The organism is Bordetella tumulicola, from assembly GCF_965138755.1.
GTDB lineage: Bacteria > Pseudomonadota > Gammaproteobacteria > Burkholderiales > Burkholderiaceae_B > Bordetella_A > Bordetella_A tumulicola.
Genome location: NZ_CBCSFP010000007.1, coordinates 119,167 through 143,606, shown reverse-complemented (window position 1 = coordinate 143,606; position 24,440 = coordinate 119,167). Strand labels below are relative to the sequence as shown.

The following is a 24,440-nucleotide window of genomic DNA, read 5'->3' as shown; positions in this document are numbered from 1 at the left end:
CTCATTGATAAAACTGCACGGGTTGCGGGGTGTAGTTGGCACGGTCGCGGGAAAAGCGCCGGCGGACCTCTTGTGCGCGGGCTTCCTCGGCCGCCTCCTGGGCTCGATCCAGTACCATCGCGCGGTCCTGCGCGATCTGCAATTGCTGGTGCTGGATCGATTGCTTGGCTTGCAGGGCCAGGAGTTGATTCGTCGCTTGGGTGGCCTGCAAGGCTCCCACGGCCGATTGGCTCTGCTGCACCAGATCGGACAACACGCCTTCGTCGTCCCCCAGGTTCTGCACAGCCTGGGACTGGACATTGGCGGTGGTGCGCAAGGCGTCGAGCGACTGGCTCCATCGCTCGCGGGCATCCTGCGCCATCGCATCATTACTGATCGTCGCGTCGTACTGCGCGGGATAGAGTCGGGCGAACTCCGCCTCGGCCCGTGACACGTCGAAGGTCAGACCGCGCGCCTGGTTCATCAGGGTGGTGGTCGACGACAGCGACGTGCGCAACCGGCTGATCGCGTTGAAATCCAGGCCCGTCAGGTTCATCGCGTCGTGCGTGAGCATCTGCGCTTCGTTCTGGAGCTGGCGGATTTGGTTGTTGATCATCTCCAAAGTGCGCGCGGCCGTCAGAATGTTTTGGGAGAAATTCGTCGGATCGAACACGGTCAGGGCGTGCGCGGGATGCGCGGCCAGAGCGGCGCATAGCACCGCGGGGACAAGCAGGCGTTTCATGGCAAGATCTCCTCAGGATGGAACAACGGTGCAGGCACTGCCTGCGGGACAAACCCATCGGCCAATTCAGCGGCCCAGCCGAGGCCACGATGGCGCAGCCACGCGGCCGCGAAATGTTCATGCCCGGCCTGCGCGGTGATGGCATCGATCGCGCGCTGGTCAGCCGGCGTGGATGCCCCGGCAAAGGCCAGGGCCACCTCGCCCAGACCCAAGTCGAAGACGCGGTTGCCCAGCCGAGATTGGTAGTAGTAGTCGCGTTTGGGCACGGCGTGCGCGACGATCTCGATCTGCCGGGCATTCAGCCCGAAACCTTCGTAGATCGAGCGGATTTGTGGCTCCATGGCTTGGGCGTTGGCAAGGAAGATCCGGCTCGCGCAGCTTTCGATGATGGCCGGCGCGATGCTGGAGTCCCGGATGTCGGCCAGCGATTGCGTGGCGAATACGACGCTGACGTTCTTCTTGCGCAGCGTCTTGAGCCATTCGCGCAAGCGCGCGGCGAATACCGGATCGTCGAGAAAGAGCCAGGCCTCGTCCAGAATCAAGAGGGTCGGGGTGCCGTCGAACCGCGCTTCGAGCCGGGCGAAGAGATATTGCAGGACAGCGAGGGCGGCGGCCTTGCTGTGCATCAGCTCTTCCATCTCGAAGCCTTGCACGTCCGCGCTGCCCAGCCGGTCGTGGTCGGCGTCGAGCAGCCGCCCATGCGCGCCACCCAGGACGTAAGGGGCCAAGGCTTGGCGCAACCGGTTCGATTGCAGCAACGCCGACAGGCCCGTCAAGGTGCGCTGTGCCACTGGCGCGCTGGCGAGACTGCCCAGCGCCGACCAGATGGCGGCCTTTTCGTCCGGACCCACCGTGATGCCTTCCTGGATGATCCGGCCTTCGACCCACTCTGCTGCCCAGCTCCGGTAGCCGTACTGGTCGATGTGGGCCAGCGGCTGAAACGCCATGTCGGCATCCATGCCCAGGTCGTAATACTCGCCGCCCAACCCAAGTAGCGAGGCACGCAGTGAGCGGCCCATCTCGAACACAAAGACGCGCGAACCGGCATAGCGGCGGAACTGCAAGGCGAGCATCGCCAACAGCACCGACTTGCCGGCGCCGGTCGGACCGACGATCAGCGTGTGGCCCACATCGCCGATGTGCGGTACGAGCCGGAAAGGTGTGGCACCGTCGGTGCGCGTAACGATCAGCGGCGGTCCATCCAGGTGCACGTTGCGTTCCTGGCCGGCCCAGACGGCCGATACCGGCATCATGTGCGCCAGGTTCACGGTGGACACCAGATGCTGACGCACGTTGGCGTAAGCGTGGCCCGGCAGCGACGACAACCAGGCTTCGACGGCGTTGAGTGTTTCCATCAGGTCACGAAGCCCCTGCCTTGAATCGCGCGTTCGACCAAACGCAGCTTGTCATCGGCTACCGTCGGGTCGAGATCCATCACGACGACGGTGGAGGTCAGATAGCCATACGCCACATCGTCGGCTCCCAGCTCCTGCAAGGCGGCATCGGCATCCGCCGCCTTGTTGTCAGCATCGGTGTCGACCAGCGGGCTTTCCTGCTGGGAAAGTGTTTCCCGTAACATCGCCACGATGCTCTTTCTTTTGGCAAACCATTGCCGGCGCAACCGTGTCAGTTCCGACTCGGCTTCGCTTTTGTCGAGAAAGAGATAGCGGGTCGTCCAGCGATACGCGAAGCCAAGCCGGTTTAGCTCATCCAACAAGCCCGGCCAGGTCGAGGTGGGGAACCCACGCACCGACAGCACCCGCAGGTGCTGATTGCCCAGCATGGGCGCGAGACCGCCTATCAGCGGTGCATCGGCCAAAAGGCTGTCGATATGAAACGGCACCTCGGGCACAACGACCGGATGCCGGCGCGTCGAAATCGCGCCGTGCAGGTACGTCAAGGTCTCCCTGCTATCGAGCCAGGCGATCTCGGGCATGACGCCATCGAGCAGGCCGAAGAAGCGCTGCGTCTCGGCCAGGAAGCTGTCCAAACGCTCCTTCCAATCCACGCCGCGCCGGGGCTGGTTCTCGTACAGCAGCTTGGCCGCGCGCGCCCGCGTTTCCTCAGGCGGCAGCCATACGATGGTCAGGTAATAAGCACTCTCGAAGTGTGAGCCAGACTCCTCGAACGCGGCGCGCCGTTCCTCGTCGATCAGCCAGGACAATCCATCTGGGAAAGAGGAACTGGGATAGTCCGCCGCATCGCGCCTGTCGGCTTCAACAAACAAGGCCCAGCCCGATCCGAAGCGCTTGAGCGCATTGTTCAGCCGCGCCGTGACCGCCACCAACTCTGTGCTGGTTGCGCTGTCCAGATCAGGCCCGCGAAATTTCATCGTGCGCTGAAAGCCGCCGTCCTTGTTCAACACGACACCGTCGGCCACTAGGCCTGCCCAGGGCAGCCAGTCGGCGAGCAATGTCGGACGCTTGCGATATTCGATGAGATTGAGCATGGCAGCCTCACACGTCCAGTACCGAGGGATGCTTTACATGGCGCAGGAATACCGGCATGAATTGCACATCCAGGCGCGCGCCCCAGACCGCGAGCATGTGACCCGCGAACCAGCAGACAAAGCCGGGCAGCCAGAGTTGCAGTCCCAGGCCGATGGCGGCGGCCAGCGTTCCGTTGGCGATCGCCACGGTGCGCGGCGCGCCGCCCAACAGGATTGGTTCGGTCAAAGCGCGATGCAGCGGCGCCTCGAAGCCTTCAGGGAGTCCAGCGCGCTCGTTCATACCAGCGCCCCGCCGGAGAACTGGAAGAACGTCATGAAGAATGACGAGGCGGCAAACGCAATGGACAGGCCGAATACGATCTGAATCAGCCGACGAAAACCCCCGTTGGTATCGCCAAATGCGAGCGTCAATCCAGTGACGACAATGATGATGACGGCCACGATGCGCGCAACCGGCCCCTGTACCGATTCCAGGATGGATTCCAGCGGGGCCTCCCACGGCATACTGGAACCGGCTGCGTGAACCTGCACAGTCAAGACGGCAGCGAGCAACAATACCCAGCCGTGACGGCGGATGAATGTTCGCGCCTGGTCCAGCGACGAGGGCAACGGCGACAAGGTGAGCTTGGGGTTAGTCATGCGGTTTCTCCTGCGGTGAGGGCTATCGGCTCAAGGTGGTATCGCTCGCCATCAATGCCGACCACGCGCGCGATCTCCTTGACCTGGCGGGCTTGTCCGCGGCCAGAGAGAAAAACGATGACGTTGACGGTGCTGGCGATCAGGGCGCGCGGCGGTACACTCACCGCCTCTTGTGTGAGTTGCTCCAAGCGCACCAGGGCGCCATAGGCGGAGTTGGCGTGCAACGTGGTAACGCCGCCTGGATGGCCGGTTCCCCACGCCTTCAACAGATCCAGCGCTTCGGCACCACGGACTTCTCCGACGATGATCCGGTCGGGCCGCTGGCGCAGCGTGGAGCGCACCAGGTCGGCCATGCTCGCGATGCCGGGCAACGTGCAAAGCTGCACGCGATCTTCATTGCGGCATTGCAGTTCGCCCGTATCTTCCAGAATCACGATCCGGTCGCCGTCCTCGGCGATTTCATCGAGCAGCGCGTTCGCAAAAGTTGTCTTGCCTGAGCCCGTGCCGCCCGCGATCACGATGTTCGAGCGATCACGCACCGCGACGCGCAGGTAATCGGCGTGCCCCGCGTCAAGAATCCCGCTTGCCACATAGTCATCCAGTCGGTAGATGCTGACGGCCTGCTTGCGTATGCAGAATGTGGGCGCATAGACCAGCGGCGGCAGCACACCCTCGAAGCGCTCGCCATTGAGGGGAAGCTTGGCCGACAGCAGCGGCCGGTCCCGATGGACTTCGAGCCGCACCGAGGCGGCGGCCAGTCGGATGATCCGCTCGGCGTCCGCCGCGGATAGCGTGACGCCCACCGGCGCACGGCCCTGGCTGTGCCGATCCAGCCACAGCCGGCCATCTGGGTTCAGCATGATCTCCACGACATCCGGGTCGCTGAGTGCGGCGGCGATCTCCGGTCCCATGGCCGTACGCAACATGTCCAAACTGCGCTGGCGAGCTAGCCCGTCGGCGTCATGAGACATGGCGGCCTCCGTCTTCGGCATCCTGCGCGTCCGGGTCGTCCTGCGGCGCCGGGAACCATTCCTCATGTACTTCGCGCACGAGGCTGTGGCCGCGCTGCAAGTGGCGGGCCAATTGATCGACGAACTGCGCAAAACGCTGCTTGCCCTGCGCCCGTGCCGCATCTTGCTGCGCCTCCGGCATGGCGGGATAGACCGTCAGGAAATACCGGACGTAGAGCGACATCGTCTCGATCAGGATGTTCTGGTCGCGGTCAAGCTTGTCAAATTGCCGCGACAGCCGGTCCAGCCGGCGCGCTAGGGCCGCCTCGCGCTGGTCTCCTGCGTCAGGCGACAGGAAGGACGCCAGAGCGGCCGCCACGATGGATGACTTGGACACGCCGCGATGCACCGCCAACTCGTCCAGGCGGCGGGCGTGCTCGGGCTGAATAAACAAGTTCAGGCGCGCACGGCTCATAGCGGTATCCCGTCGTCGGGATCGAGCGCGGCCAGCCGGGCGGCACGCTGCAGGCGGCGGTCTGGCCGGATGGGCAGGACTGGCGCATCGTCGTCGTCCAGGAAGTCCAGGTCAGTACCCCCATCCGGTACTAGCGTGTCGACCTCGACATCCAAGTCAGGCTCACGCCGCAACCCGCCTTCCTCCTCCGCATAGTCAGCCGTGCCATCATCCACGCCATCGACCGGCTGAGGCAACACCAACCCGGTCCAGTCATCTGTGCGAGCAGCTGGCCGGTCCCGATACGTCGTGCCGGACAGGACCGGGGGATCCATGACCCGCTTCGTAAAATTTACGTCCTCGTAGTAGCGCAGCTTGGCGGCGTGAATCGGCGCCTGGCCCGACACCATCACGATTTCCTCATCCACCGGCAGTTGCATGATCTCGCCAGGGGTACGTAGCGCCCGTGCCGTCTCCTGTCGGGACACCATCAGGTGGCCCAGCCAGGGCGAGAGCCGGTGCCCGGCGTAGTTGCGCTGGGCGCGCAGCTCGGTGGCCGTGCCCAGCGCATCGGAGATTCGTTTGGCCGTGCGTTCGTCGTTCGAAGCGAAGGCAACGCGCACATGGCAGTTGTCCAGAATCGAGTTGTTCGGGCCGTAGGCCTTCTCGATCTGGTTCAGCGATTGAGCGATCAGGAAGGCGCGCAAGCCATAGCCCGCCATAAAGGCCAGCGTAGATTCGAAAAAATCCAGGCGTCCCAGCGCCGGGAACTCGTCGAGCATCAGCAAGAGCTTGTGGCGCCGCGCGATCCCGTCGGAGCCATCGAGCGATTCGGTCAAGCGCCGGCCGATCTGGTTCAAGAGCAGGCGTACCAGCGGTTTCGTGCGGCTGATATCCGATGGCGGCACCACTAGGTACAGCGAAACGGGATGCCGCGCATCGAGCAGATCGGCTATGCGCCAGTCGCAGCGCGACGTGACGGCCGCGACGGTCGGATCACGGTACAACCCGAGGAACGACATGGCGGTCGACAGGACGCCGGAGCGCTCGTTGTCCGATTTATTCAACACCTCGCGCGCAGCGGAGGCCACGACTGGATGCGGTCCATCGTCCAGATGGCGCGTGACCATCATGGCTCGCAGGGTTGCCTCGAAAGTTCGGGCCGGATCGGATAGTGCCGCTGCGACGCCCCGTAGCGTCTTGTCCGACCCCGCATAGAGCACATGCAAGATGGTGCCCACCAACAGTGCATGACTGGTCTTCTCCCAATGATTCTTGCGCTCTAGCGCGCCTTCCGGGTCTACCAGGATGTCGGCAATGTTCTGCACGTCGCGCACTTCATGCGTGCCGCGCCGCACTTCCAGCAAGGGATTGTTCGCGGCTGAGCGGGTGTCGGTCGGGTTGAACAGCAGGCAGTGCGAGAATCGCGCTCGCCAACCGGCCGTCAGTGTCCAGTTCTCGCCCTTGATGTCATGGACCACGACCGAACCGGGCCAGGTCAAGAGGCTGGGGACGACCAGGCCGACCCCCTTGCCGGAGCGGGTCGGGGCAAAGGCCATGACATGCTCCGGCCCTTCGTGACGCAAATAGTGTTGTTCGCCTTTATGCTTGAATCGGCCGAGGAATACGCCGGCCGAGCCCGTCAACCCCGTCTTGACGATTTCGTCGTAGGTCGCCCAGCGCGCCGAACCGTAGGTCGTGACACGCCGCGTTTGCCGCGCCCGATGGACAGACATGCCAATTGCAGCGCCTGCGGATAAGAGACCGCCGGTTGCTGCGATGGCGCCACCGTGCATGAACACATCCGGCGCATACGCCTCATAGATGTACCACCAGAGAAAGAGTTGCCAAGGCGGGTAGATAGGCATAGCGCCCCAGACCAGCCATGGCGTACCCAGGCGTGGTGAATAGCCCAGCGCTGCCGCGGTCCATTGCGTGGCAAACCAGAGACAAGCCAACGTGATCGCGCAGACCACCACGATCTGCCCGAAGAGCACGCCCGTATGCAGCGACACCGCCGACACCTTGTCCGCCATTCCGACCTCCTGCGCACGTGCCGCGCACGCCGTCATGGGCGTGCCGCATCAACACGTCGTCAGTCTCGTCTCCTGTCGCTGGATTCAAAACCCGCTCGGGCGTGGTCCAGCGCAGTGAATCGGTAATGGTTTGTCCAGCACGCAATCCGCGCGCGACAAACTTTCTTGTTGGGGTGGCGGCGGGACGTAGTATCCAGGCCGAGAGAACGTTTCCGCGACGGACGTAGGGGCAATCAGGCGCGAGAAGGGAAACGATCAGTATTGATAATCGTCAATGCAGTAAAACAAGTCAAAGACTGAAATTGCAATACTTGAGACGATTCGAGCAAACTCTAATTCAAGCACCTTCTATGCTGTGGCAATAGTGGCGTCGCCACATGAGGTCTTAGCTCTATCAAGCAGATTCCGCAGGGGCGCGCTCATCCCACCGGGGCGGCGGATCGCACACGTTGAAAACACGGCAGCGGCGTCTATCAAAGGTACGAAACGAACATCTTCCCATTTCAACATATTGGCGTGCGCGCGCGCGATAAAACTAACCCCGAACCCGGCGGCTACAAGCGTCAACATGCCAGTGATGCTCGAAGCATAATGGCCCACCCTTGGTGGGGGGTCGCTCTGGTGGATCAATTCGCGTAGACGTTCGCTAACTGCCGCATCATTTTGAGGTTGGCAGATCACCAATGGGTGCGCCAACATGTCGGCGAGCGTCACACTCTTGCGATCGGCCAATTGATGATTGGCCGCGATCACCCCCAAGATCGGATCATCCCACAAACGATGCACAACCAAGTCGTCAGCATGTACGCCGCCAAGCGTAATGCCGACATCCAACAGGCCATCGCGTACCTCACGCAGCATGGCGCCGTAGTCGCATTCAGTGACGACCAAATCAATCGTTGACGATGCGTGACGATGATAGGCTAGGAGCGAAGTCAGATTGGGATGTGCTAGGCCAACAGTCATACCAGATAGGCCGACACGTAGGCGATGCTGGAATTTGTGGCAGGCTTCTCGCACATTTTGCCTGGCCAGGTCATAAGCCACCAAGATGCGACGCGCGTCTTCCAGCAACACCTCTCCGGCAGGAGTAATACTGCTACCCCGCTGTGTACGTTCAAACAATCGTGCGCCTAACTCATCCTCCAATGTCTTAATCGCACGCGACAAGGGTGACTGATCCATATGCAGTCGCTCCGCTGCGCGATGGAAATTCCGTTCCTCAGCCACCACCACGAAATAGCGCAGATAGCGAATTCTCACTGTTCTTCTTAATATCGTTGCGAGTTCTTAGAGTAGAACCTTCTCTTATCGAAGATTCTGGGGTGCAAACCTCAGACTCTAGCCGCCGAAAACCAACAAGATGCGGACTGCCACATTACATTTCTGCAAGGAATGGCGTATCCAAATACTGCGTGGCTAATGGTGTCTTGTTCGAATTTTTGTATCGACAGCACTCTGTCATGGTGCTTCCAAACCCACGATGAAGGCGGAAATTTCGATTTAACCAATCGACGGTCCCAACTTCCGTCCAAACTCCCACGTCACACGGCCCGCCTGTATGGTCGCTGATATTGATTGCCCTAGCCGTTGTTCGACTACCGGTCGCCAGGGCACTAAGCTGAATCCGAGGCCATCGTTCAGCAAGGCATAACGGCCACTGACAAGCTGCAACGATCGCTTGTACACCCCGTGGGCGCGACCATGTTCGCCGACAGGTTTGTAGCTGAGTCCAGTCTCGGTCATGATCGTTGCGGCTGTCTGAGCCAATTCTCGATCACGTAGGGTTTGCAGCAGATTGCGCGCCAGCGTCAAGCGCTGTCCGCGCCGCTCGGCCAATTCTTCCCGCACCAAAAAATCCGCCCGATGCCACATCGCTTCGCGCACCTTGGCGCCAAAGGCCGACGAGGACAGTTCTTTGCCGCCGGCGATCAGTTGCGTGTCCAGCCAAGTTGCACCCATCGCTTGTACCTGTCGCACTAGCGGCAGGTGGCAACGCAACTCGATGGTCAAACCGCCCGTGCGCTTTATGTCAAAGACCTGACCTTGCTGCGTCAGATCCTGCGGGATTCTCCAGACCCCATCGTCGATGCGCTCCACCATGCCGGCACGGCGCAACGCTTCCAGGCGTCGTACATGAGATTTGACAACGCGGTCGGGGTCGCTATCGCGAGTGCGTACTTGGGTAAGGTGGTCGGACGTGCGGTAGATACCGTCGCGCGCTACGGCGGCGATGTTTCGATCCGCAGCGCTGGCCGGCGCAGACTGGGCTGCGACGATGCCGCCCAAAGGATAGTCGGCCAGTTCCGTCATGGATGGCAGACGCACGTAATGCGCCCGACCGTCCACCGCGTCGATGACCAGATAGCCTGTGTCATGCAATTCGTCGGCTAGCCCCTTGCCGGCAACCCGCCCAACGATAGGCGCCTCGTTCCGACCTGGTTCATGGATCACCCATTCTCGCGCCTCGCCACGCATTGCCCGGTGCAGCGTGCGGATGATGTCACCGCGTTCGCCCAGGCTGCGCAGCGTCTCCTCCATCCGCTCATCCAGTTGCCAGCGGGTCGGGTCAAGCGGATTCGCCAGGCCCAGGTCCGACAGATGCCGCAAGCGGCCACGCAGTATCGACTGGTCGCCGCTATCTACCCGTATCGCGGCAAGGTCCACCATGCCGGCCACGGCATGCCGCAGTAGCGTCCGGTCAAGTGTCGTGAACCGCTCCTGCCCCACCTCGCGGACCAGGCTTTGCTGGATCTCGCGCTCGGTCCGCGGGCCAAGCCATTCCGTGACGATTTCGGAGCCTCGCGCACGCATGCCGTGACCGAGGTAATCGGGAGCTATCACCAGGTCTTTCCCGTTGTCATCCCGACCGCGCAGGACAATGTGCGTATGGGGATTATCGGTATCCCAATGATCGACTGCCACCCAATCGAGACGAGTCTCCAGATCGATCGACATCTTTCGCATCAGCGCGCGGGTGAAGTCGCGCAGTCCGCCCAGCTCCTCCGCGTCCTCGGCCGATACAATGAAGCGGAACTGGTGTCGATCACCCTGGCTTCTGATCTCGAATCCGCGGGTATCGGCGTCGTCGGTGTCGGCGCCATAGGCGCGGCCAGGTTCGCCCTCCCGCGTAACGCCGTCGCGCTGGAGGTAGCGCAGGTGCCGGCCGATGCCTTCGCCGCCGGCCTTGACCAATACAAAGCGCGACTTAATGATCACCCGCCGGCTGCGCGGCGAAGGCTGAGCCGCGGCAAAACGGGCCGCTACCCTGCCGCGCCAAAAAGCCGAGCCGCCACGCCGCGCCGTGGTTCCGGCGCGGGCCGGCCCGGTGCGCGACACCTGGCGCAGCACCTGCGAGACAAAGCGTTGCCCACCATCCTTACCGCCGCCCTTGGGTGGAGCGGGACGTGGCTGGAAACGGTCTTCATCGCGGATCGCCATGATGCCTGCTCCAAATGACCCCGGCGTATCCAGGCGTGGATGGCACGTGGCAAACGCTGCATTCATGCGCGATTGCACCCCAGGACGGCACCCACGCTGCAACGCTGCGTGCCGTCTCTCCCCCCGTGCAGACAAGGCTTTGCGGCCAACCACGTGCTGGCCCTTTTATCTTGCCCCCGCCTTTGACGTTGCCGTGAACCTCGCTCCCAGTCCCTGGCGGCTCGCTTACCGATCGGTCGACACCGGGGCCGGCGCGTGGGTCGACACACCGCTGCGATGAGCATAGGCCAGGCGGTCTTGGCGACGTGGGAAAACCCGCCCACGGGCAAGCCGGCTGCACGTCGGAACGCACGTTGCGCGCATCCACGGCGTCGAACGATACGCAGCCCGTTCGGCGAGCCGGCTGCACGGATGAGGACAGCCCGTGTGTCGACGGATGTACCGATCTCATGGCGTCGTCCAGGTCCAGACGGGCGCGGCCCGGCCGTAGGCCGCCGCGCGCGGGACTGGCCCGAAATAGCGACTGTCGAACGACGCCGCATTGTCGGTGCTCAACAGGAACCATTCGCTTTCGGTCAGTATCCGGCAGCCCACCCAGGACGTAAGCAGCCGGCCTTGGCTGTCGTGCGTTAACGTCAAAGCCAGGACTTTCCCGTTGACCCGCACCATGCCATTGCGCACGCAAACGTGATCGCCATACATGGCCGCGACATGCTTCAAGAGCGGGATGTTGGCAGGCAGGTAGCGCCGTTCGGCGGCGAGTGCGGCCATCGCCGCCGGCAAGCGCGCGACAACGTAATCGCCGCGCGCGACCGGTAGCGTGGAGACGGCGTAGAAACCGCGCGGCGCGCTATCGCTGACATTGAACACCAGACGCGGTGCCGCTCGCCCATGTCGGGATAGCATGGCAGGCGCGAAGAGCGCCGCCAGGCCCGCCGTCATGCAAACAAGCAATCCGATCTGCGACATCCGTCGCCTTCTCCGTGGCTGCATCGTGCGCTCCAGACGGGTTAATTGGTTAACGCGCTACGCGCAAGATGTGCGGCATGACGCTCGGCCGTATAGGCCGGCGGCACGAGACGCGCAGCGAGCCGGTCGTTCACCACCTGCCAGTAGACGGTCGAGACGTGTAGCGGCGAGATGCCTAGCGCCTCGATCGCGTCGACGATAGCGAGCACGGCTTTGACACGAGGCTCGCCTTCGGCGCACAGCAAGATGCGCGCGCCGGGCGCCACACCCGCGATGCGTTGGATGCCATCGCGCTGTGTGCCAGCCTGTAGCACCATGACTTGCCAGTGCACCGTGCCGTAGTCGTTAGCAGCCCACGACACACGGCAGCAGACCGCACCCGGTAGAAACACGGCCTGGCGTCGGTAGTCGTCCAGTCGGAAGATCCGCTGTGGCGCGCCAAAGCGCAGCCAGATGTTGATGCGCTGGCCCACCGTGGCAAGCGCGACGCGCATGTTGGGCACGGTAGGTACGCGGACGGACGGCATCATCGCAGCTCCTTCTGAAACTCGCGCTCAAGCAGCTCGCGCAACATCGCAGCGACGGTGATACCACGCTCGAATGCGATGACCTTGATGCGCCCGCGCAGCAATGGTGTTACGTCGATGGTCAGCCGCGCGGTGTATGCCGGTGTGAGTCCATCTCCTTCGCCCCGGCGTACCCAGGTGGTCGCCGCCGTGGATGCCGGGCGCAGACCGATGGCCGCGCGTTCGCGCGCCGGACTCATTGCAATGCCTCGCGTACATGTGCCGCGAGCCGCGCGATTTCGCAGGCAGCGGCGCTGTTGGGGTCCTGCTCTCGCACGAGCCGGCCAGCGGCCACATTGTCGGCGAAGGAGATGCGCTGCGCGATCTCGGCGGCCAGCGCCGGCAATGGCTGATCGGCGAGCGCGCTACGTGCTTCGCGGCCGATCACCGTGCCAACGACACGCCGGTTGATGACAAACGCCGCGCGCAGCGCCGGCTTGTACAAGCGAGCCTCCTCGATCGCCCGCACCATGTCGCCGCTGGCCCAGATGTCGTAGGCCGAGGGTTGTACCGGAATTAGCACCAGGTCGGCCGCCAGCAAGGCCGAGCGAGTGATGGCGGCGGTGCGCGGCGGCCCATCGATCACCACGAAATCGGCCGTTCGTGCGATCTGAGGCACCTCGACATGCAAGGACTCACGCGCTAGGCCGAAGACGCCGTACAGGCGCTTCTGGCCGTTCTGGATGCGACGCTCGGCCCAATCTGAGGCCGAGGCCTGCGGGTCGGCGTCGATCAACACCACGCGCGCGCCGTCGAACGCCAGTTCGCCGGCTAGATGCGTGGCGAGTGTGGTCTTGCCTGAACCGCCTTTCTGGTTCAGCAAGGCGATGACGTACCCAGAACGCGGCGAGGCAAGATCGGCGGCCAGTACGCCGGCCGGCATCGGCAAGGGCTCGCATTGCCGACCGGGTGTTATGCCTTCCGTATGCGCACTGCCCATGTTTTGAGCAACGCCCGTCGCGCTTTTATTGTTAGTTAGTCTTTTAGTTAGATAGTTAGAAGCGCCCCGGAGCGTTAATGTTGGCGCGGGGTTCCAAGGGATCGTGCGCCTGAAAGCACGTACATTCTGCGCCTGATAGCACGTGCCCGATGCGCCCGATAGCACGTGCGTATCCACAGGTAATTCACAGGTTTGTCCACAGGTTATCCACATATCGAACCTCGTCAAGGCGCTGGCGCGCCGGGTTGCCGATAGAAGAACAATTTCTCCACGCCGCCAGCTCGCGCGATGCGCAAGCGGTAACCAGGGAGCGTTTGGCGCTGTGCGAGACGCCGAATGTCCAACGCGAAATCGGAGTAGCGCGCCAGGCTTCCAGACTTGGCGTGCAGATGGCGCAACTCGAACATCCACCCCATGCGCTGGCTGCCGCCGTGCTTACGCACCAGGCGGTATAGCCAGCGTTCGATGCCGCCAGTTAGCTGGAAGTAGCGGGTATCGATGCCGAGCACTAGGGCGTCGTCCAACACGCCGCGGTAGAACCAATCGGGCAAGATCAACTCGATGCCGGATGCTCGCCCATCGGGCCGGGAAGTTTCTTGCCACTCATTGATCCAGGAAAATCGATGCAGGCGGCGATTGGCGCCTTGGCGCAAGCTGGTGGCCACGGTGGTCGATTGCAGCCGGTCGAAGGCCGCGCGCAAGCGTAGATAGTCGTGCCGCGATGTGCCGCGTCCGGTGTAGGTCAGGATCTCGCGCGGTGTCGCGGACATGAGCCGCGAGGTTGGCAGGCCCACGTCGCGGGCAGCGACAATCTGGCTCGCGGCCCAGATCAGAATGTCCGCATCCCATATCGTCGCGATTCCATGTTCGGCCACGCCTTCGACCAGGATGCGCACCTCGCCCGCCTCAAAGGCGATGGGTGCCACGCGCCGCGACTTGCCCAGCGAGAAGAAGGGATACGCCATCAGGTCTTGCGCATCGCGCGGGCGCATGTCGCCAGGCAGCGCGCGGAACAGCGCAAGCTGTTCGCGCTCGCCAGCAGCATGCGCTGCATCCCGTTTACGCGGTGCCATGCCGGCCGGTCCTCGTCGCTTCCACGTCCACGCCTAGCCGCATCAGCGGCCGGCGTGGCGCTCCGTGTATTCCGGATCGGAGGTCATGTCGAAGGTATGGCTGGCGCTCCAGGCATCCAGATCCGCCAGGGTGTACCGCACACAACGCCCGTGCTTGCGAAACCGGGGCCCGCCGCCCAGCACGCGCTTCTTCTCCAGCGTGCGGGGCGAGAGTTTGAGATGCGCGGCGGCTTCGGCGTTGGTCAGAAACGCCGGCGCCGCGTCCGCGAGCGCGGGCGTAGCCGGGCTCGCCTGGGATGCGCGAGGCGAATGAGTGATTGTCATGGCTGTCTCCATCGGGCAAGAGCGTTGGCAGTCCAAACACCGCCAACGGGAGACAGTCTCGTCAAGGCTCATCGCTCTGCACAGGGAGAAATTCAGGAGGGGGAAGGATTTTCTCCCGGCGCGGGTACGGCAGTGGAGCTGGCGGGGCGCAGCCCGGCCAGAGCACGGTAGCCGCCGCGCATCAGCGCCAGGCCACGCGTGAGGTTGTAGCGGACCTGGGCGCGCAACGCGCTATCGGCGTGCCAGCCGCCACAGACTTGCTCACGTCCGTACAGCGCTTCACCTATCGCGCGTTGCGATGCACCCGCGAGCCGGCCATCGAGCGCCTGTAAGGCACGTAGATGCTGCTGTGCAGCCTGGGTGTAGCGAAAGACGCCGCCGTGGCTGGCGGCCGCGCTGGGCCGGCGACCTGTGGGCGAGGCCCGCCTCGGAGCGAAATGTGCGGCATGGGAGGACAACAAGGCGGCCTGTGGATGCAGGCGCGCATCGAGCGGGATGATGCACATGGCGGGCCGGCCATCAAGCACGCCAGGATCGAGCCGGGCGCGCAGGATGCGCACGCCGTCGCTGGCCTGCAAGGCCAGGCCGTGCGGAGTTACCGCGAGGTCCTTGCGGCCGGGGATGTGCCAGAGGTCCAGGCCGGCGCCGCCCGCTTGATTATCGGCCATCCGGATATGCAGCAGGGAGGGCAGGCTGTCATTCCAGACTGGATGCGCGCAGCGCGCATCCAGGTTGGGGTTTTCGAGTTGCTCTAGCCCCCATTGATGCGCGGCGGCAGGCTCGGCCTGGCGCCCCAGAGCACGCCAACAAGCACAGTATCCAGGATCGCGGCGCAGGTATTCCCACGCCAGGGCGGGATCGTCCAGCAGCAGAACATACAGGTACGCGGCCGTGGCTTGCCACGGCGCACAGCGGTCTGCAGCATGGTCATCGGGTGCATCCATATTGGTGTTGTCTCCTCTCGTATGAACGGCAAAATCCCCCCAAGCCCCGCGCAGCGCGTGGGGCTTGATGACACGCGCCGGCGGCAAAGCCGGCGGTGGTGGGGATTCCGAGAGGCAGGCGCAGGACGTGCCCAAACCTAAGACGTATTCGATGCCGGAGTTCAAGTCATCCGGTTCGAATCGAATCGACGGGGATAGGAAGCTTTCGAGGCTATAGCCGATACGCCGCTGGCGTCCAAGACTGATTTGGGAAGAGGTGAGACAAAAAACGCATCATGTCGTACGCGTGCTCGCGGGACGCTAGGGATCGCGATTGAATGGCTGCTTTTAGGCCGTAGTCTTACCTTGATGGTTCAGAACTCGTGGAGCAATTGATCTCGGTGACATGGAATCCAGGAAAAAAAGGGCCATAGTGATGGCCGACCTCCCTTTATCTCCAGAACCGCCGTCGAAGTCAGGTCCATGCCTGTGCCTATGTTTCTTGACCGTGGGTAGGGAGTGCCATCGCTGCTTCGTAGAGGAGGTAGCCTGAGTCGTAGATAGCGCCCGTCTGGTCCGATGAGGGCAACGCGTGGGCCAACCAAGCGAGAACGATCGCGCCGACGCTGCAACACAAGATCAAGCTGAATTTGGTGGTGTTCGATCCCGCGGGATATAGACAGCCCAATGTCACGCTCCGCCCATCCTGACTACGGGAATGAGTCAGATTAGGCAGCACGCCCTGCGAGTTCGGATGCGCCCCGATGTTGATCAACGTATCGTAGATGCCATCCGTCACTTCTGCGAATGACCTATCGCACAGCCTCGCTTCCTTTTGGACCGCCGCCCAGCCAAACTGCTTCGTTCGTTCCTTGCGGGCCGTCTCAGTCGCTTGCCAGACAAGGGCCTTCGCGGGGGTTCGATGGATAACCACCGCATACAACATGCTCTCCAGTGCGCTCCGTAGCAAGCCTGGAATCGGCGCGGTCTGCCCAGACAACGCAGCATGCAATGCAGACAGCAACAGTGCTTTGGCATTAAGGGCAAGGACCATCGCCGTCGGTATGGTACCGGTTGGTGGGTTACGAAGGACTAAGAGATGTCGATCAACCTCGGCGAAATGGTCGAGATAGGGTTTGATCGAGGGATGGGCGACGTTGTCCCGCAAGGTCGCCGTCGCATGATGTAGGAAGGTCTGGTAGTCATTCAGAATCAGAGTTGTATCCTTGGTGCTCATTGATGCCTCCTGAATAGGGTGCGGGCGTGATCGTGTCTACGACGAAACCACGTTGACGTGTTGTCGCCAGAAAACAGTGTGGCGCCGGCTTCCGNCGCCGCGGCGACGACATTGATCATCCAGTGCGCCGCGTCATGACCTGGTGTCATGCACGGTAACTCACTGGAACCCCATACCGTTTGAAGAGGGTCTCGAAGAACGTCTTGACTATGGCGTTCGCCGAATCGCCCAGCAGCTCGTATGCGCCAAACCGGAAGATCTGATAGCCCGCCAATTTCAATTCACGGTCAGCGGCCGCCATCTGCGCATAGCGGACAACGTCAGCCCGCCCGGCCTCATCGGCATAGTGGTGCTTGCCGTCCACTTCGATGACGATGCGGACCCCTTGCGGCAGCAGCAACAGAAAATCCATTCTGAACCGCAGCAGTGCGTCTCGACCCCGCTCTTTGACCGTACGCGGGTCCCAGTGCAGCCACACCTCGGGCAGAAGCGCTGGTAATTCGGGGACCGCACTGCCGAAGCCACCGTAGAACGCATCAAAGAGCAGAGCTTGCGGCGGGGAGTTCGGTGGCAAGCTCTCTCGCAATCGCCTGTAAAGACTCTTCTTGGCCGCTTCCGCCTCTGATATCTTCGACGTCTCGCCCCACCACGATTGCAAATCGCTCCATAAGAGACCGTCCATACCGATGGGACGGTCATAGACAAGTACCTTGTCCGCGTTGGTAACGATCTCGATGTCGTTGTTTACTGCATCGCGGAATCGAAGGTCTGGCTTGATGGATGAGGCAAAAATCAGATTTTTGGGACGCCCTGCTGGCGCAGTGTGGGTAGCGACCGTGCTGAAGACGGGATAGCCCCCATCCGTATCGCTTTCGCTGAGTTCGACACCGCAGTTACGTAGCGGCACATTGACGGTTTCCACGAAGCGGCGCTGCGCCGCCTCATCGGGGCGAACGTCGGACGATGCAAGGCCTTCGAGAAAGCGTACGAAGCGTCCGTTTGATGCCGTGTAGACGCCCAGCTTGTCGAACAGGAATTCGGTAGACCAATCGCCTCGATTCCGATGCACGTGTTGTTCGATGTCTTGCCGGAGGTTCGTTCTGCTGTTGCCCACCATACCGGCCCACGGATCGGTGTCCAAAATCCAGAGTCGATCTAGCAGCGAGTCGAATTGCTGTGCATCCACAAAGAGTTCTTCAATGTCCAAGGTCTGCGCCACTTCGCGTCGGAACCGTTTCGGTATTTCTGGACATGGGGAGTCTGCCCACAGGATGTCCTGGATCGCATTTCGCGTCGCAGGCGAAGGTGGATGCCGTAGCAAGAAGCGTTGCGCAGTGTCGGGCAACTGCGCATCGGGCAGCGCATTGAAGCTCGCGATCATACGCTCCCGTTTCGAGCCTTCGGGATCGGGGGCTGGTAACCCCAACGCCTCGCAGATGGACGGAAGCTCAGGGTGCGTGCCTGCATCCTTGAGACTTTCGATTAGCGGTGCAAGCACGTCGCGAAGGCAGGCGAAGTCCACCCTCAATCCTTGCTCGAAATGATTGACTTGTATGCGTGATCAGGCGAATACAGCTGCAATGCCTCTAGGAAGCGACTCGCCGCATCCTGAATCGCCGACTCGGTCTTTCGTGGCTGCTCTGACATCAATCCACCTTCAAAAAAACAATCTAGTTCTAAGCCGTGAACACACGTCTTACCAACGCACCATGTCGCTGTCTCCCCAGATCAAAATCATTGCGGTGCGCATCTGGCGAGAACAATCCCTGCTCATTGCCTGAAGTCGCCAATTCATAGCCTGCCGCATCGATCCAGTGAATCATGTCTCCGTGCCGAACTGGCACGACGCCGTAGCGCTCCAATTGGCCGTCGGTACCTGTCAACGCCGCATTCTCTGGGCCATTCTGTACAGGCTGCGCTGCGTTGGGCTGCGCTAGGCTGATCTGCCATTCTAGGAATAGCTGTGGGTCGATCATGTCATCCGGCTCTAGATTGATGTACCCCTCGTCTAGCCAGACCTCATAGTCAATGCGACGCTGCGCTGCTTCTCCGCGTGTTTTGGCCAATCCTTGGGCGAGGACAAACGCAATGAATGGGTCCAACGTTCCCCACCGTAGTAACTCGCGAGCCCAAAAGCCAAACCATGGTAGACCTGTCGTGGCACGCCACGTATCGAGCGTCGGTACGGCCAATGGATCGTTCGCACCGGCAGTCCAAGCCCTCGCAACCACAGCGCCAATCGCCACACCCAGTCTGAATTCCAGGTTCTCCGTGACGAATCGCTGCCATGCGCGCAGTTCGTTGGGCGGAGGCGACTGCGCATCCGGCCCCTGCATCCACCACGCCAGAAGGCCTGTCCAGGTGTTTAGCAGACGCTGATCCGTCGCCGTAGCACGGATGCGAAAACCAAAGCCCCGGTCATTGGCAATCAATTCACCGATCTCTTCGAAGACCGTCAATCGATCCGCGTCGGTAGCTTCGCCATAGTTCCTCGCTTGTTCGAGCAGCTCTTGCACTTGCTGCGCCACTTGCTCGAAGCGGCGGCCGACATAGGGCGTGAAACCATAGAGGTAGAGCCGTTTTCTCTCATCGCCATCAGGATAAACGGTATCCACCAAAGCCCGACCGCGCCGAACAAACGCCGCCTCAAGCCATGCTTCCTGCACCGCGGCGACATTCGTGAAGGTCTTTCGCCATAGCTGGACAAGATGTGCTTCGGCCCGTGCGCCATTCACCTCCTCAGCTTGGGCCTGGTTTAGTTCCTCGATGGCGCTCAATAAAATTCCATCGAGTTCATCGAGGCTATCCGCCAAACGCGCCTCCGGCGTCGTCTCGGCCCGACCGGCATCGTGGCTGATCCCGCTTGGCGTGACCGCATCAAGCCAATCTAGAAACTCAGCGCCGGCTATTCCCAAGATAGCCCCTGCTCGGGTGGCAATCGCATTCAGGAGTAGGGCCAGCGGACTGGAAACAGCCTGAACGGCCAGTGCGTTATCCACGAGTCGTTCATGCAACGAACGGTAATCGGCGATCAACTCGCTACGTTGAGTGCGTTGGGTCGCTCGCGTCGCATCTGCCGTCGTCGAGACGTTTCGAGGAATGGCAATCAAGGTCATGCCTTCCATTCCCTTGCTCGCGCCGGGGCGCCCCGCGCGGCCCGCTAGGTTCCGAAACTCCCCCGTCGAAAGCGGCGTGATGACCGGCCGCCGCGTACTAGGATCGAAGGAGCGCCGTTTCAAGGAAGTCACGAATATCATATCGAACGGCAGATTGACACCTTCCGTCAATGTCGCTGTGGCGACCGTGATTGGGCAGATGCGCTGGCCGATCAACTCGGTCATTAACCTGCGCAGCCGTTGAGGCATTTGACCGTGACTGGTCGCGATACCCCGGTCCAGCAGAGCGACCTCGTACGAGTCCGCCCCACAGTAGTCTACGGTTGTGGCTCGCGCCTCATCGAACCGTTCGCGCCGCCTGCCGACTGGGACGGTGAAACGGGGGAGGTCGGCCCAGTCCGGCAGTTCGAACGCCTCCTTGTACCAGCGCATTGTCTGCTCAGGCTCCTGAGCCACAGAGATCAGTATCCGTCGCTCATCGTCCATCAGATGCAGGGCCGTCCACAACACACTGAGTTCATTGAAGCGATACAAGCTATTGCGCATTGCCGCAGGAAGTTGAGGCATGACAGGTATGCGCAATGGTAAGTAGACTGGCGCATCCCGACCTCGCACATATAAAGCCCTTCCATTCATGATCTCCAGCAGGATTCGGCTGGCATGATTGGGCGAGGTTTCAAGAACGCCGATTAACTGGCGCGTGCTCTGATACCGCGTTCCGACGGCCGCGGCGTCACGGCGCCCCTCAATCCACTGAGCAACCGGCGTTGCGGCGCCACCTGCCACCGCGGTCAGCGCAATCCGGGCAATATCTGGTGACAGCGACAGCAGGCGCGAGACAAATCCTTCGAGACGAAGAGAGCGACTGCTGTGCTCTGCGAATGCTATACGTGTACTGTCGTTGTCTTCTGGTACGACCTGATGGGCCTCGTCAACGACAAGCAGGCGAAGACGGGCCAGCAGAAGTGGCCCCACATAGCGCATCAGCGCTTCGGCCTTTTCCACCGTGGCGATCAAGACGGTTGGCTTTTCGCTCTTGAGCCAGTAATCCGTGATACCCCAGTCTGCCCCACCATACAAGCCGGTGACGATCAGATCTTCACCAAGCTCGCTTCGCAACTTGGCTTCCACTTCACCGGCAAGTGCGCGGGAAGGAACCAAATACAGGGCCAGCGGATTGGCGGCATCCTCTTCCGGACGAATAAGCAACTCTTTCACCAACGCAAGATTGGCGACCAAGGTTTTACCCGATCCAGTCGGGGTGCAAAGTGCGAACGAAGAATCACGCAGAAGCCTAGCCAATCCGTCGCGTTGCGATGGCCAAAGAATTCCGCGGCCTCGGCTGAACTGTCCTCGCGCGAAGCGCAGCAACCGCGGCCTGCGATCAAGATTCGTCTCTGCAAGCTGTTCCACAGGAAGATAGATACTCGCCTCACGGTAGTTGTCAGCTACTGCTCGCATGAGCGTAATGAGAAGTGAAGCGTCTTCGCTGAATGTCCGCGTCGCCATCTTTTCCAGAGCATCGAGCTTCTCGATAGCACGGGAGAGCCGGCCGGTGTCTCCTCGCCTCAAGGATTCGGCAATCAACCCCAGACTGCGCACAAGTTCGGTCGTGAAGTACCAGGCGATATGCCCTTCGCGTTCCCTGTCAAGGAGTAGTCTGCGCGGTGCGTCGCGGTCGGTAAGATCAGCATGTTGATGCCAAAAGGCCATCACGACCTTCAGCACACCGTCAAAATCCGCTTGCAAGAAGCTAGCATAGAGCTGTGAACCCGCGTTGCCTAGATCGACTTGCCGCAGCAGGCCAGCGGCCATTGCCGGCAGTCCTCCAAGCTGGAGCGCCGCAGCGGCAAACAGTCCGATCGGCGCGATCAGGCGAAGTTTGTCTTCAGCGCGAGAGAGCCACTCAAGAATTTCGCCAGCACGCCGATAGCAGTCCATTGCGCCTGGTGAATTCTTACCCTCGATCTGCCGAAATATCTCCGCCGCATGGAGTAGACGTCGCGCGTCGGCAAACTGCTCACGCGACTCCTCTTCACTCCACTGGATAGGGGGTACCTGCCATATCGTTTGCAAACATCGCACGAATGCGCGTGCCTGTACGGTCGACAAGGTATTTTCGACGGCAAGCGCTTGCCGTACTTCTCGCGCAACCGCGAGACGGTCTCTATCGTTCTCGGCCATAGCTACTTAGTCCTGAGGCCAAAGCGCATCGTAGATTTGGTCGATCAGATCCCCGCCATCGCTGAGGATCAATTCGACAACCTGTAGATCGTGCGGAGCTGTATATTCTTCCGGCACCTCTTCCCATGGGATGAGTACCTGCCTTTCGCCGCGGCTCGGGACGTCGTTACCGGCAATCAGGATGAGATTGGTGCGCGGGATCGGTTCTGGGTTGCGCAGTGCCAATGCCTTGTCGAGCGAAAGAATTGCAGGACCATGTCCGTCAGGATCGCGTTCTTGAAGCAACCGCTGAAGTTGCCGCAGGCCATGAGGAACCGGTGTGTCGCGGTTCACTTCGTACCAGACGCCCTTCCCTGATCGAGTTCGTTCCCCGGTATCTCTGTTCGTGACCCATTTCCCGAGCATCAATGTATCGATAGTTGCAGGGCTCAACCGATCGCGCCATTTGGCTTCCCCAGCGATGAATCGAACGACATCTCCGTCCTCGTTCAGGCACAGTCCGAGGAAGTCCGATCCAAAGCGTCCAAACACTTGTCTCGTTCGTTCGCCATCTCGGGAAAGATCGAACAAATATTTCTCGACATCGGCGTGGTAACGGAAAAGAAAAATTGGTACATCCCATGCGTGATCGCCAACATAGGAGTAGTGCTCGGTGAGCATCCCTGCCATCACTTCGCCGAAAAGGCCGCGTCGCGCGCTGATCGACAAGCATCGTGGATACAGGGATTCAGCGTCTTCCGCTTCACCATCGCCAGCAACATCGTTATCAGGATGGAGATTGATCCCAATCTGCTCACAAAAATACATACGGGCATCATGGTGCGCGGATTCGAAGTACGGGACGAGCAAGTTAGCCAAATCCGGAACGAGATTCTCTTTTTGCTCAAGGAGAATGTGGCCGTAGTTACCGTCGACAGTGGGATAGTCGTCCAGCCATCCATTGAGGGCAACTTCCGGTGGTGGGCAGGTATGCATCGTCTCTCGTTTTTCTTATCAGTTGAATCGACTCACAAATTTGGAGCTTATGTTACATGTTCTGGTTGGCGCTGTGCTGAGCAATTCTCCAACGCTAGATTTCGACGAAAAAGGAGTCCGAAGGATGAATGATGGCGACGATGCTCACTGACCGTTGTCTTGCACAAGGGCGAAAATCAGTGAATCTTACAAAGCAGCTTCGTATAAATGCGCCGAACCGCAAACCCGTGATGCCGTGTTTTTGGCATACCGTACTCATGCAAAACCGTATCTACGGATTGACGATGTACAGGTTTTACGTATTTCAGGCGCTACGCCGAAAAAAAGCCGGCCACAGCGTAAAGCCGGGCCGGCGTGAAACGCCCGGCAAGCCGGGCGGTGACGGAACGTTTAGCTGTTGGCCTTCAGCCGGGACCAGATCAGGTCGAAGGTGCCGTCCTCATTGCCGATCAACCGTGCGTAGATCGTGGCCGGAAACGACGGATCATCGAGTGTGACCGAGAGGTAGGGACGGTCTGCCTTGGAAACTTGCTTCCAGGCCGCACCGATCTCGTAGCCGCCCGCCACGATGCGGTAGTCCGGGGACTTGTCGCCTTCCTTCTCGGACGGAACGATCTTGACCTTGACGTTCAGCGTCAGGGTACGAACCGTGCCCGCATAACCGTTGTCTTGCGCGTTGAAAGTGCCGATCATTGCCATGATGAAACTCCTTGAGGTTGCAAGTCCGCGCCTATCGCGTCCTTGTTGTGATCCGATAGTCGGAGGTCGGGCGCGGTGCATCCCGTCGGGACGGAAACGCAGTGGACGACCGGGAGAAGCGGCGATTTTTGGCCGCGAGGAATGCGCGCCAGCGCAGGGGAAAATCGTTGCGCCGGACGGTTGCGCCGCATAAGCCCGAGGCGGCCCAGGGCCGCCGTGCCGCAGACAGGATTCACACAAAACAAGGCCGCGATAGGACGGACGTTGCCCCAAGGCATCCTGGCAGGCGCGCTCGATGCCGTGACGGTGCGGGTGAAGTCGGTTTGCTGGCGCATGTCAGGGTTTGGTGATCTGTGCAAGGCTGGTGATGGGCATCGGTGCAGCGGGGAGGTGCCATTGGCGTAGCCTGGAAGTGGGTTTTCTGGTCTCCTGTACCCGACGCTCGCCGTGCTGTGACCAGCACCGTGCCAATACCGCTAGGGTCGATGTAGGAGACGCGCTTCGCAACCTGGATCGGCGCACTCGGGCGTAGACGTGCCTCGACGCTCGCCTGGCGGGTGGGTGCCGCACCTGTTGCACTTGGCGGCATGGGCCATGCCGCCAAGCTGATCGATGCCTTTCCGCCAGGTTGTTGCGCCCGCCGCATCGCGGCGCTCGCTGGGCCGTCTTGGCGGTGTCGGGACGGCGCTAGTCGGGTATGGAGTGGACGTTGCGCGCTGCGTGCCGGCCATGCCGGGGCGCAGC

The 24,440-nt window shown here is 61.4% G+C and carries 20 protein-coding genes and 1 pseudogene; all 21 read right to left on the bottom strand.

Annotated elements, in window-relative coordinates; translation table 11 throughout:
* Position 1: 1 nt before the first annotated feature.
* The 21 genes and pseudogenes from trbJ to ACNAZS_RS17710 all read right to left on the bottom strand — a co-directional run bounded on the left by trbJ (position 2) and on the right by ACNAZS_RS17710 (position 23,696).
* A complete protein-coding gene (gene trbJ, locus ACNAZS_RS17810; RefSeq protein ID WP_415791726.1) occupies positions 2-721 on the bottom strand; it encodes a P-type conjugative transfer protein TrbJ in 720 nt (239 codons plus the stop codon).
* A pseudogene (gene trbE, locus ACNAZS_RS17805) lies at positions 718-3,170 on the bottom strand (conjugal transfer protein TrbE). The gene trbJ and the pseudogene trbE overlap by 4 nt, the downstream one beginning before the upstream one ends.
* Before the next feature lie 7 nt (positions 3,171-3,177).
* Entirely contained in the window at positions 3,178-3,450 is a 273-nt protein-coding gene (locus ACNAZS_RS17800) for a conjugal transfer protein TrbD (protein ID WP_415791723.1), read from the bottom strand.
* Positions 3,447-3,809 (bottom strand): TrbC/VirB2 family type IV secretion system protein, encoded by a 363-nt coding sequence (locus ACNAZS_RS17795; RefSeq protein WP_415791721.1) that lies wholly within the window; start codon positions 3,807-3,809, stop codon positions 3,447-3,449. Before ACNAZS_RS17795 ends, ACNAZS_RS17800 begins: the two co-directional genes overlap by 4 nt.
* Entirely contained in the window at positions 3,806-4,780 is a 975-nt protein-coding gene (gene trbB / locus ACNAZS_RS17790; protein ID WP_415791719.1) for a P-type conjugative transfer ATPase TrbB, read from the bottom strand. Before trbB ends, ACNAZS_RS17795 begins: the two co-directional genes overlap by 4 nt.
* A complete protein-coding gene (locus tag ACNAZS_RS17785) occupies positions 4,770-5,234 on the bottom strand; it encodes a CopG family transcriptional regulator (RefSeq protein WP_415791717.1) in 465 nt (154 codons plus the stop codon). The genes trbB and ACNAZS_RS17785 overlap by 11 nt, the downstream gene beginning before the upstream one ends.
* Positions 5,231-7,249 carry a conjugal transfer protein TraG gene (locus ACNAZS_RS17780; RefSeq protein ID WP_415791714.1) on the bottom strand — a complete coding sequence of 673 codons (2,019 nt, stop codon included), beginning with the start codon at positions 7,247-7,249 and terminating at the stop codon, positions 5,231-5,233. The genes ACNAZS_RS17785 and ACNAZS_RS17780 overlap by 4 nt, the downstream gene beginning before the upstream one ends.
* A gap of 348 nt (positions 7,250-7,597) precedes the next feature.
* Positions 7,598-8,512: a LysR family transcriptional regulator gene (locus ACNAZS_RS17775; RefSeq protein WP_415791712.1), complete on the bottom strand. Its 915-nt coding sequence runs from the start codon at positions 8,510-8,512 to the stop codon at positions 7,598-7,600.
* A gap of 240 nt (positions 8,513-8,752) precedes the next feature.
* Positions 8,753-10,756, bottom strand: coding sequence for a DUF3363 domain-containing protein (locus ACNAZS_RS17770; RefSeq protein ID WP_460475328.1), 2,004 nt, complete (start codon positions 10,754-10,756; stop codon positions 8,753-8,755).
* A 381-nt stretch (positions 10,757-11,137) separates the two neighbouring features.
* Entirely contained in the window at positions 11,138-11,659 is a 522-nt protein-coding gene (locus ACNAZS_RS17765; protein WP_415791710.1) for a S26 family signal peptidase, read from the bottom strand.
* Positions 11,660-11,700: 41 nt separating this feature from the next.
* Complete coding sequence (locus ACNAZS_RS17760; RefSeq protein ID WP_415791708.1) at positions 11,701-12,189, bottom strand: DUF2840 domain-containing protein; 489 nt, start codon at positions 12,187-12,189, stop codon at positions 11,701-11,703.
* Positions 12,186-12,425 (bottom strand): chromosome partitioning protein ParB, encoded by a 240-nt coding sequence (locus ACNAZS_RS17755; RefSeq protein ID WP_415791706.1) that lies wholly within the window; start codon positions 12,423-12,425, stop codon positions 12,186-12,188. Before ACNAZS_RS17755 ends, ACNAZS_RS17760 begins: the two co-directional genes overlap by 4 nt.
* A complete protein-coding gene (parA, locus tag ACNAZS_RS17750) occupies positions 12,422-13,108 on the bottom strand; it encodes a ParA family partition ATPase (protein ID WP_415791942.1) in 687 nt (228 codons plus the stop codon). Before parA ends, ACNAZS_RS17755 begins: the two co-directional genes overlap by 4 nt.
* 281 nt (positions 13,109-13,389) lie before the next feature.
* On the bottom strand, positions 13,390-14,238 hold the full coding sequence (locus tag ACNAZS_RS17745; RefSeq protein WP_415791703.1) for a replication initiator protein A: 849 nt from the start codon (positions 14,236-14,238) through the stop codon (positions 13,390-13,392).
* 42 nt (positions 14,239-14,280) lie between these two features.
* Positions 14,281-14,562: a helix-turn-helix transcriptional regulator gene (locus ACNAZS_RS17740; protein ID WP_415791701.1), complete on the bottom strand. Its 282-nt coding sequence runs from the start codon at positions 14,560-14,562 to the stop codon at positions 14,281-14,283.
* 92 nt (positions 14,563-14,654) lie between these two features.
* Entirely contained in the window at positions 14,655-15,506 is an 852-nt protein-coding gene (locus ACNAZS_RS17735; RefSeq protein ID WP_415791699.1) for a DUF2285 domain-containing protein, read from the bottom strand.
* Positions 15,507-15,978: 472 nt separating this feature from the next.
* On the bottom strand, positions 15,979-16,722 hold the full coding sequence (locus tag ACNAZS_RS17730; protein WP_415791697.1) for a hypothetical protein: 744 nt from the start codon (positions 16,720-16,722) through the stop codon (positions 15,979-15,981).
* 145 nt (positions 16,723-16,867) lie between these two features.
* On the bottom strand, positions 16,868-18,244 hold the full coding sequence (locus tag ACNAZS_RS17725; RefSeq protein WP_415791695.1) for an AbiJ-related protein: 1,377 nt from the start codon (positions 18,242-18,244) through the stop codon (positions 16,868-16,870).
* A gap of 154 nt (positions 18,245-18,398) precedes the next feature.
* Positions 18,399-22,022 (bottom strand): DEAD/DEAH box helicase, encoded by a 3,624-nt coding sequence (locus ACNAZS_RS17720; RefSeq protein ID WP_415791693.1) that lies wholly within the window; start codon positions 22,020-22,022, stop codon positions 18,399-18,401.
* A 6-nt stretch (positions 22,023-22,028) separates the two neighbouring features.
* Positions 22,029-22,997, bottom strand: a complete 969-nt coding sequence (locus ACNAZS_RS17715; RefSeq protein WP_415791691.1) for a hypothetical protein — start codon at positions 22,995-22,997, stop codon at positions 22,029-22,031.
* A gap of 390 nt (positions 22,998-23,387) precedes the next feature.
* A complete protein-coding gene (locus tag ACNAZS_RS17710; RefSeq protein WP_415791689.1) occupies positions 23,388-23,696 on the bottom strand; it encodes a DUF736 domain-containing protein in 309 nt (102 codons plus the stop codon).
* Between the last annotated feature and the right edge of the window lie 744 nt (positions 23,697-24,440).

Coding starts and splice junctions, on each gene's coding strand:
- trbJ (WP_415791726.1), bottom strand. CDS start 721: ATGAAACGCCTGCTTGTCCCCGCGGTGCTATGCGCCGCTCTGGCCGCG.
- ACNAZS_RS17800 (WP_415791723.1), bottom strand. CDS start 3,450: ATGAACGAGCGCGCTGGACTCCCTGAAGGCTTCGAGGCGCCGCTGCAT.
- ACNAZS_RS17795 (WP_415791721.1), bottom strand. CDS start 3,809: ATGACTAACCCCAAGCTCACCTTGTCGCCGTTGCCCTCGTCGCTGGAC.
- trbB (WP_415791719.1), bottom strand. CDS start 4,780: ATGTCTCATGACGCCGACGGGCTAGCTCGCCAGCGCAGTTTGGACATG.
- ACNAZS_RS17785 (WP_415791717.1), bottom strand. CDS start 5,234: ATGAGCCGTGCGCGCCTGAACTTGTTTATTCAGCCCGAGCACGCCCGC.
- ACNAZS_RS17780 (WP_415791714.1), bottom strand. CDS start 7,249: ATGGCGGACAAGGTGTCGGCGGTGTCGCTGCATACGGGCGTGCTCTTC.
- ACNAZS_RS17770 (WP_460475328.1), bottom strand. CDS start 10,756: ATGAATGCAGCGTTTGCCACGTGCCATCCACGCCTGGATACGCCGGGG.
- ACNAZS_RS17765 (WP_415791710.1), bottom strand. CDS start 11,659: ATGTCGCAGATCGGATTGCTTGTTTGCATGACGGCGGGCCTGGCGGCG.
- ACNAZS_RS17760 (WP_415791708.1), bottom strand. CDS start 12,189: ATGATGCCGTCCGTCCGCGTACCTACCGTGCCCAACATGCGCGTCGCG.
- ACNAZS_RS17755 (WP_415791706.1), bottom strand. CDS start 12,425: ATGAGTCCGGCGCGCGAACGCGCGGCCATCGGTCTGCGCCCGGCATCC.
- parA (WP_415791942.1), bottom strand. CDS start 13,108: ATGCCGGCCGGCGTACTGGCCGCCGATCTTGCCTCGCCGCGTTCTGGG.
- ACNAZS_RS17745 (WP_415791703.1), bottom strand. CDS start 14,238: ATGGCACCGCGTAAACGGGATGCAGCGCATGCTGCTGGCGAGCGCGAA.
- ACNAZS_RS17740 (WP_415791701.1), bottom strand. CDS start 14,562: ATGACAATCACTCATTCGCCTCGCGCATCCCAGGCGAGCCCGGCTACG.
- ACNAZS_RS17735 (WP_415791699.1), bottom strand. CDS start 15,506: ATGGATGCACCCGATGACCATGCTGCAGACCGCTGTGCGCCGTGGCAA.
- ACNAZS_RS17730 (WP_415791697.1), bottom strand. CDS start 16,722: ATGAGCACCAAGGATACAACTCTGATTCTGAATGACTACCAGACCTTC.
- ACNAZS_RS17720 (WP_415791693.1), bottom strand. CDS start 22,022: ATGGCCGAGAACGATAGAGACCGTCTCGCGGTTGCGCGAGAAGTACGG.
- ACNAZS_RS17715 (WP_415791691.1), bottom strand. CDS start 22,997: ATGCATACCTGCCCACCACCGGAAGTTGCCCTCAATGGATGGCTGGAC.
- ACNAZS_RS17710 (WP_415791689.1), bottom strand. CDS start 23,696: ATGGCAATGATCGGCACTTTCAACGCGCAAGACAACGGTTATGCGGGC.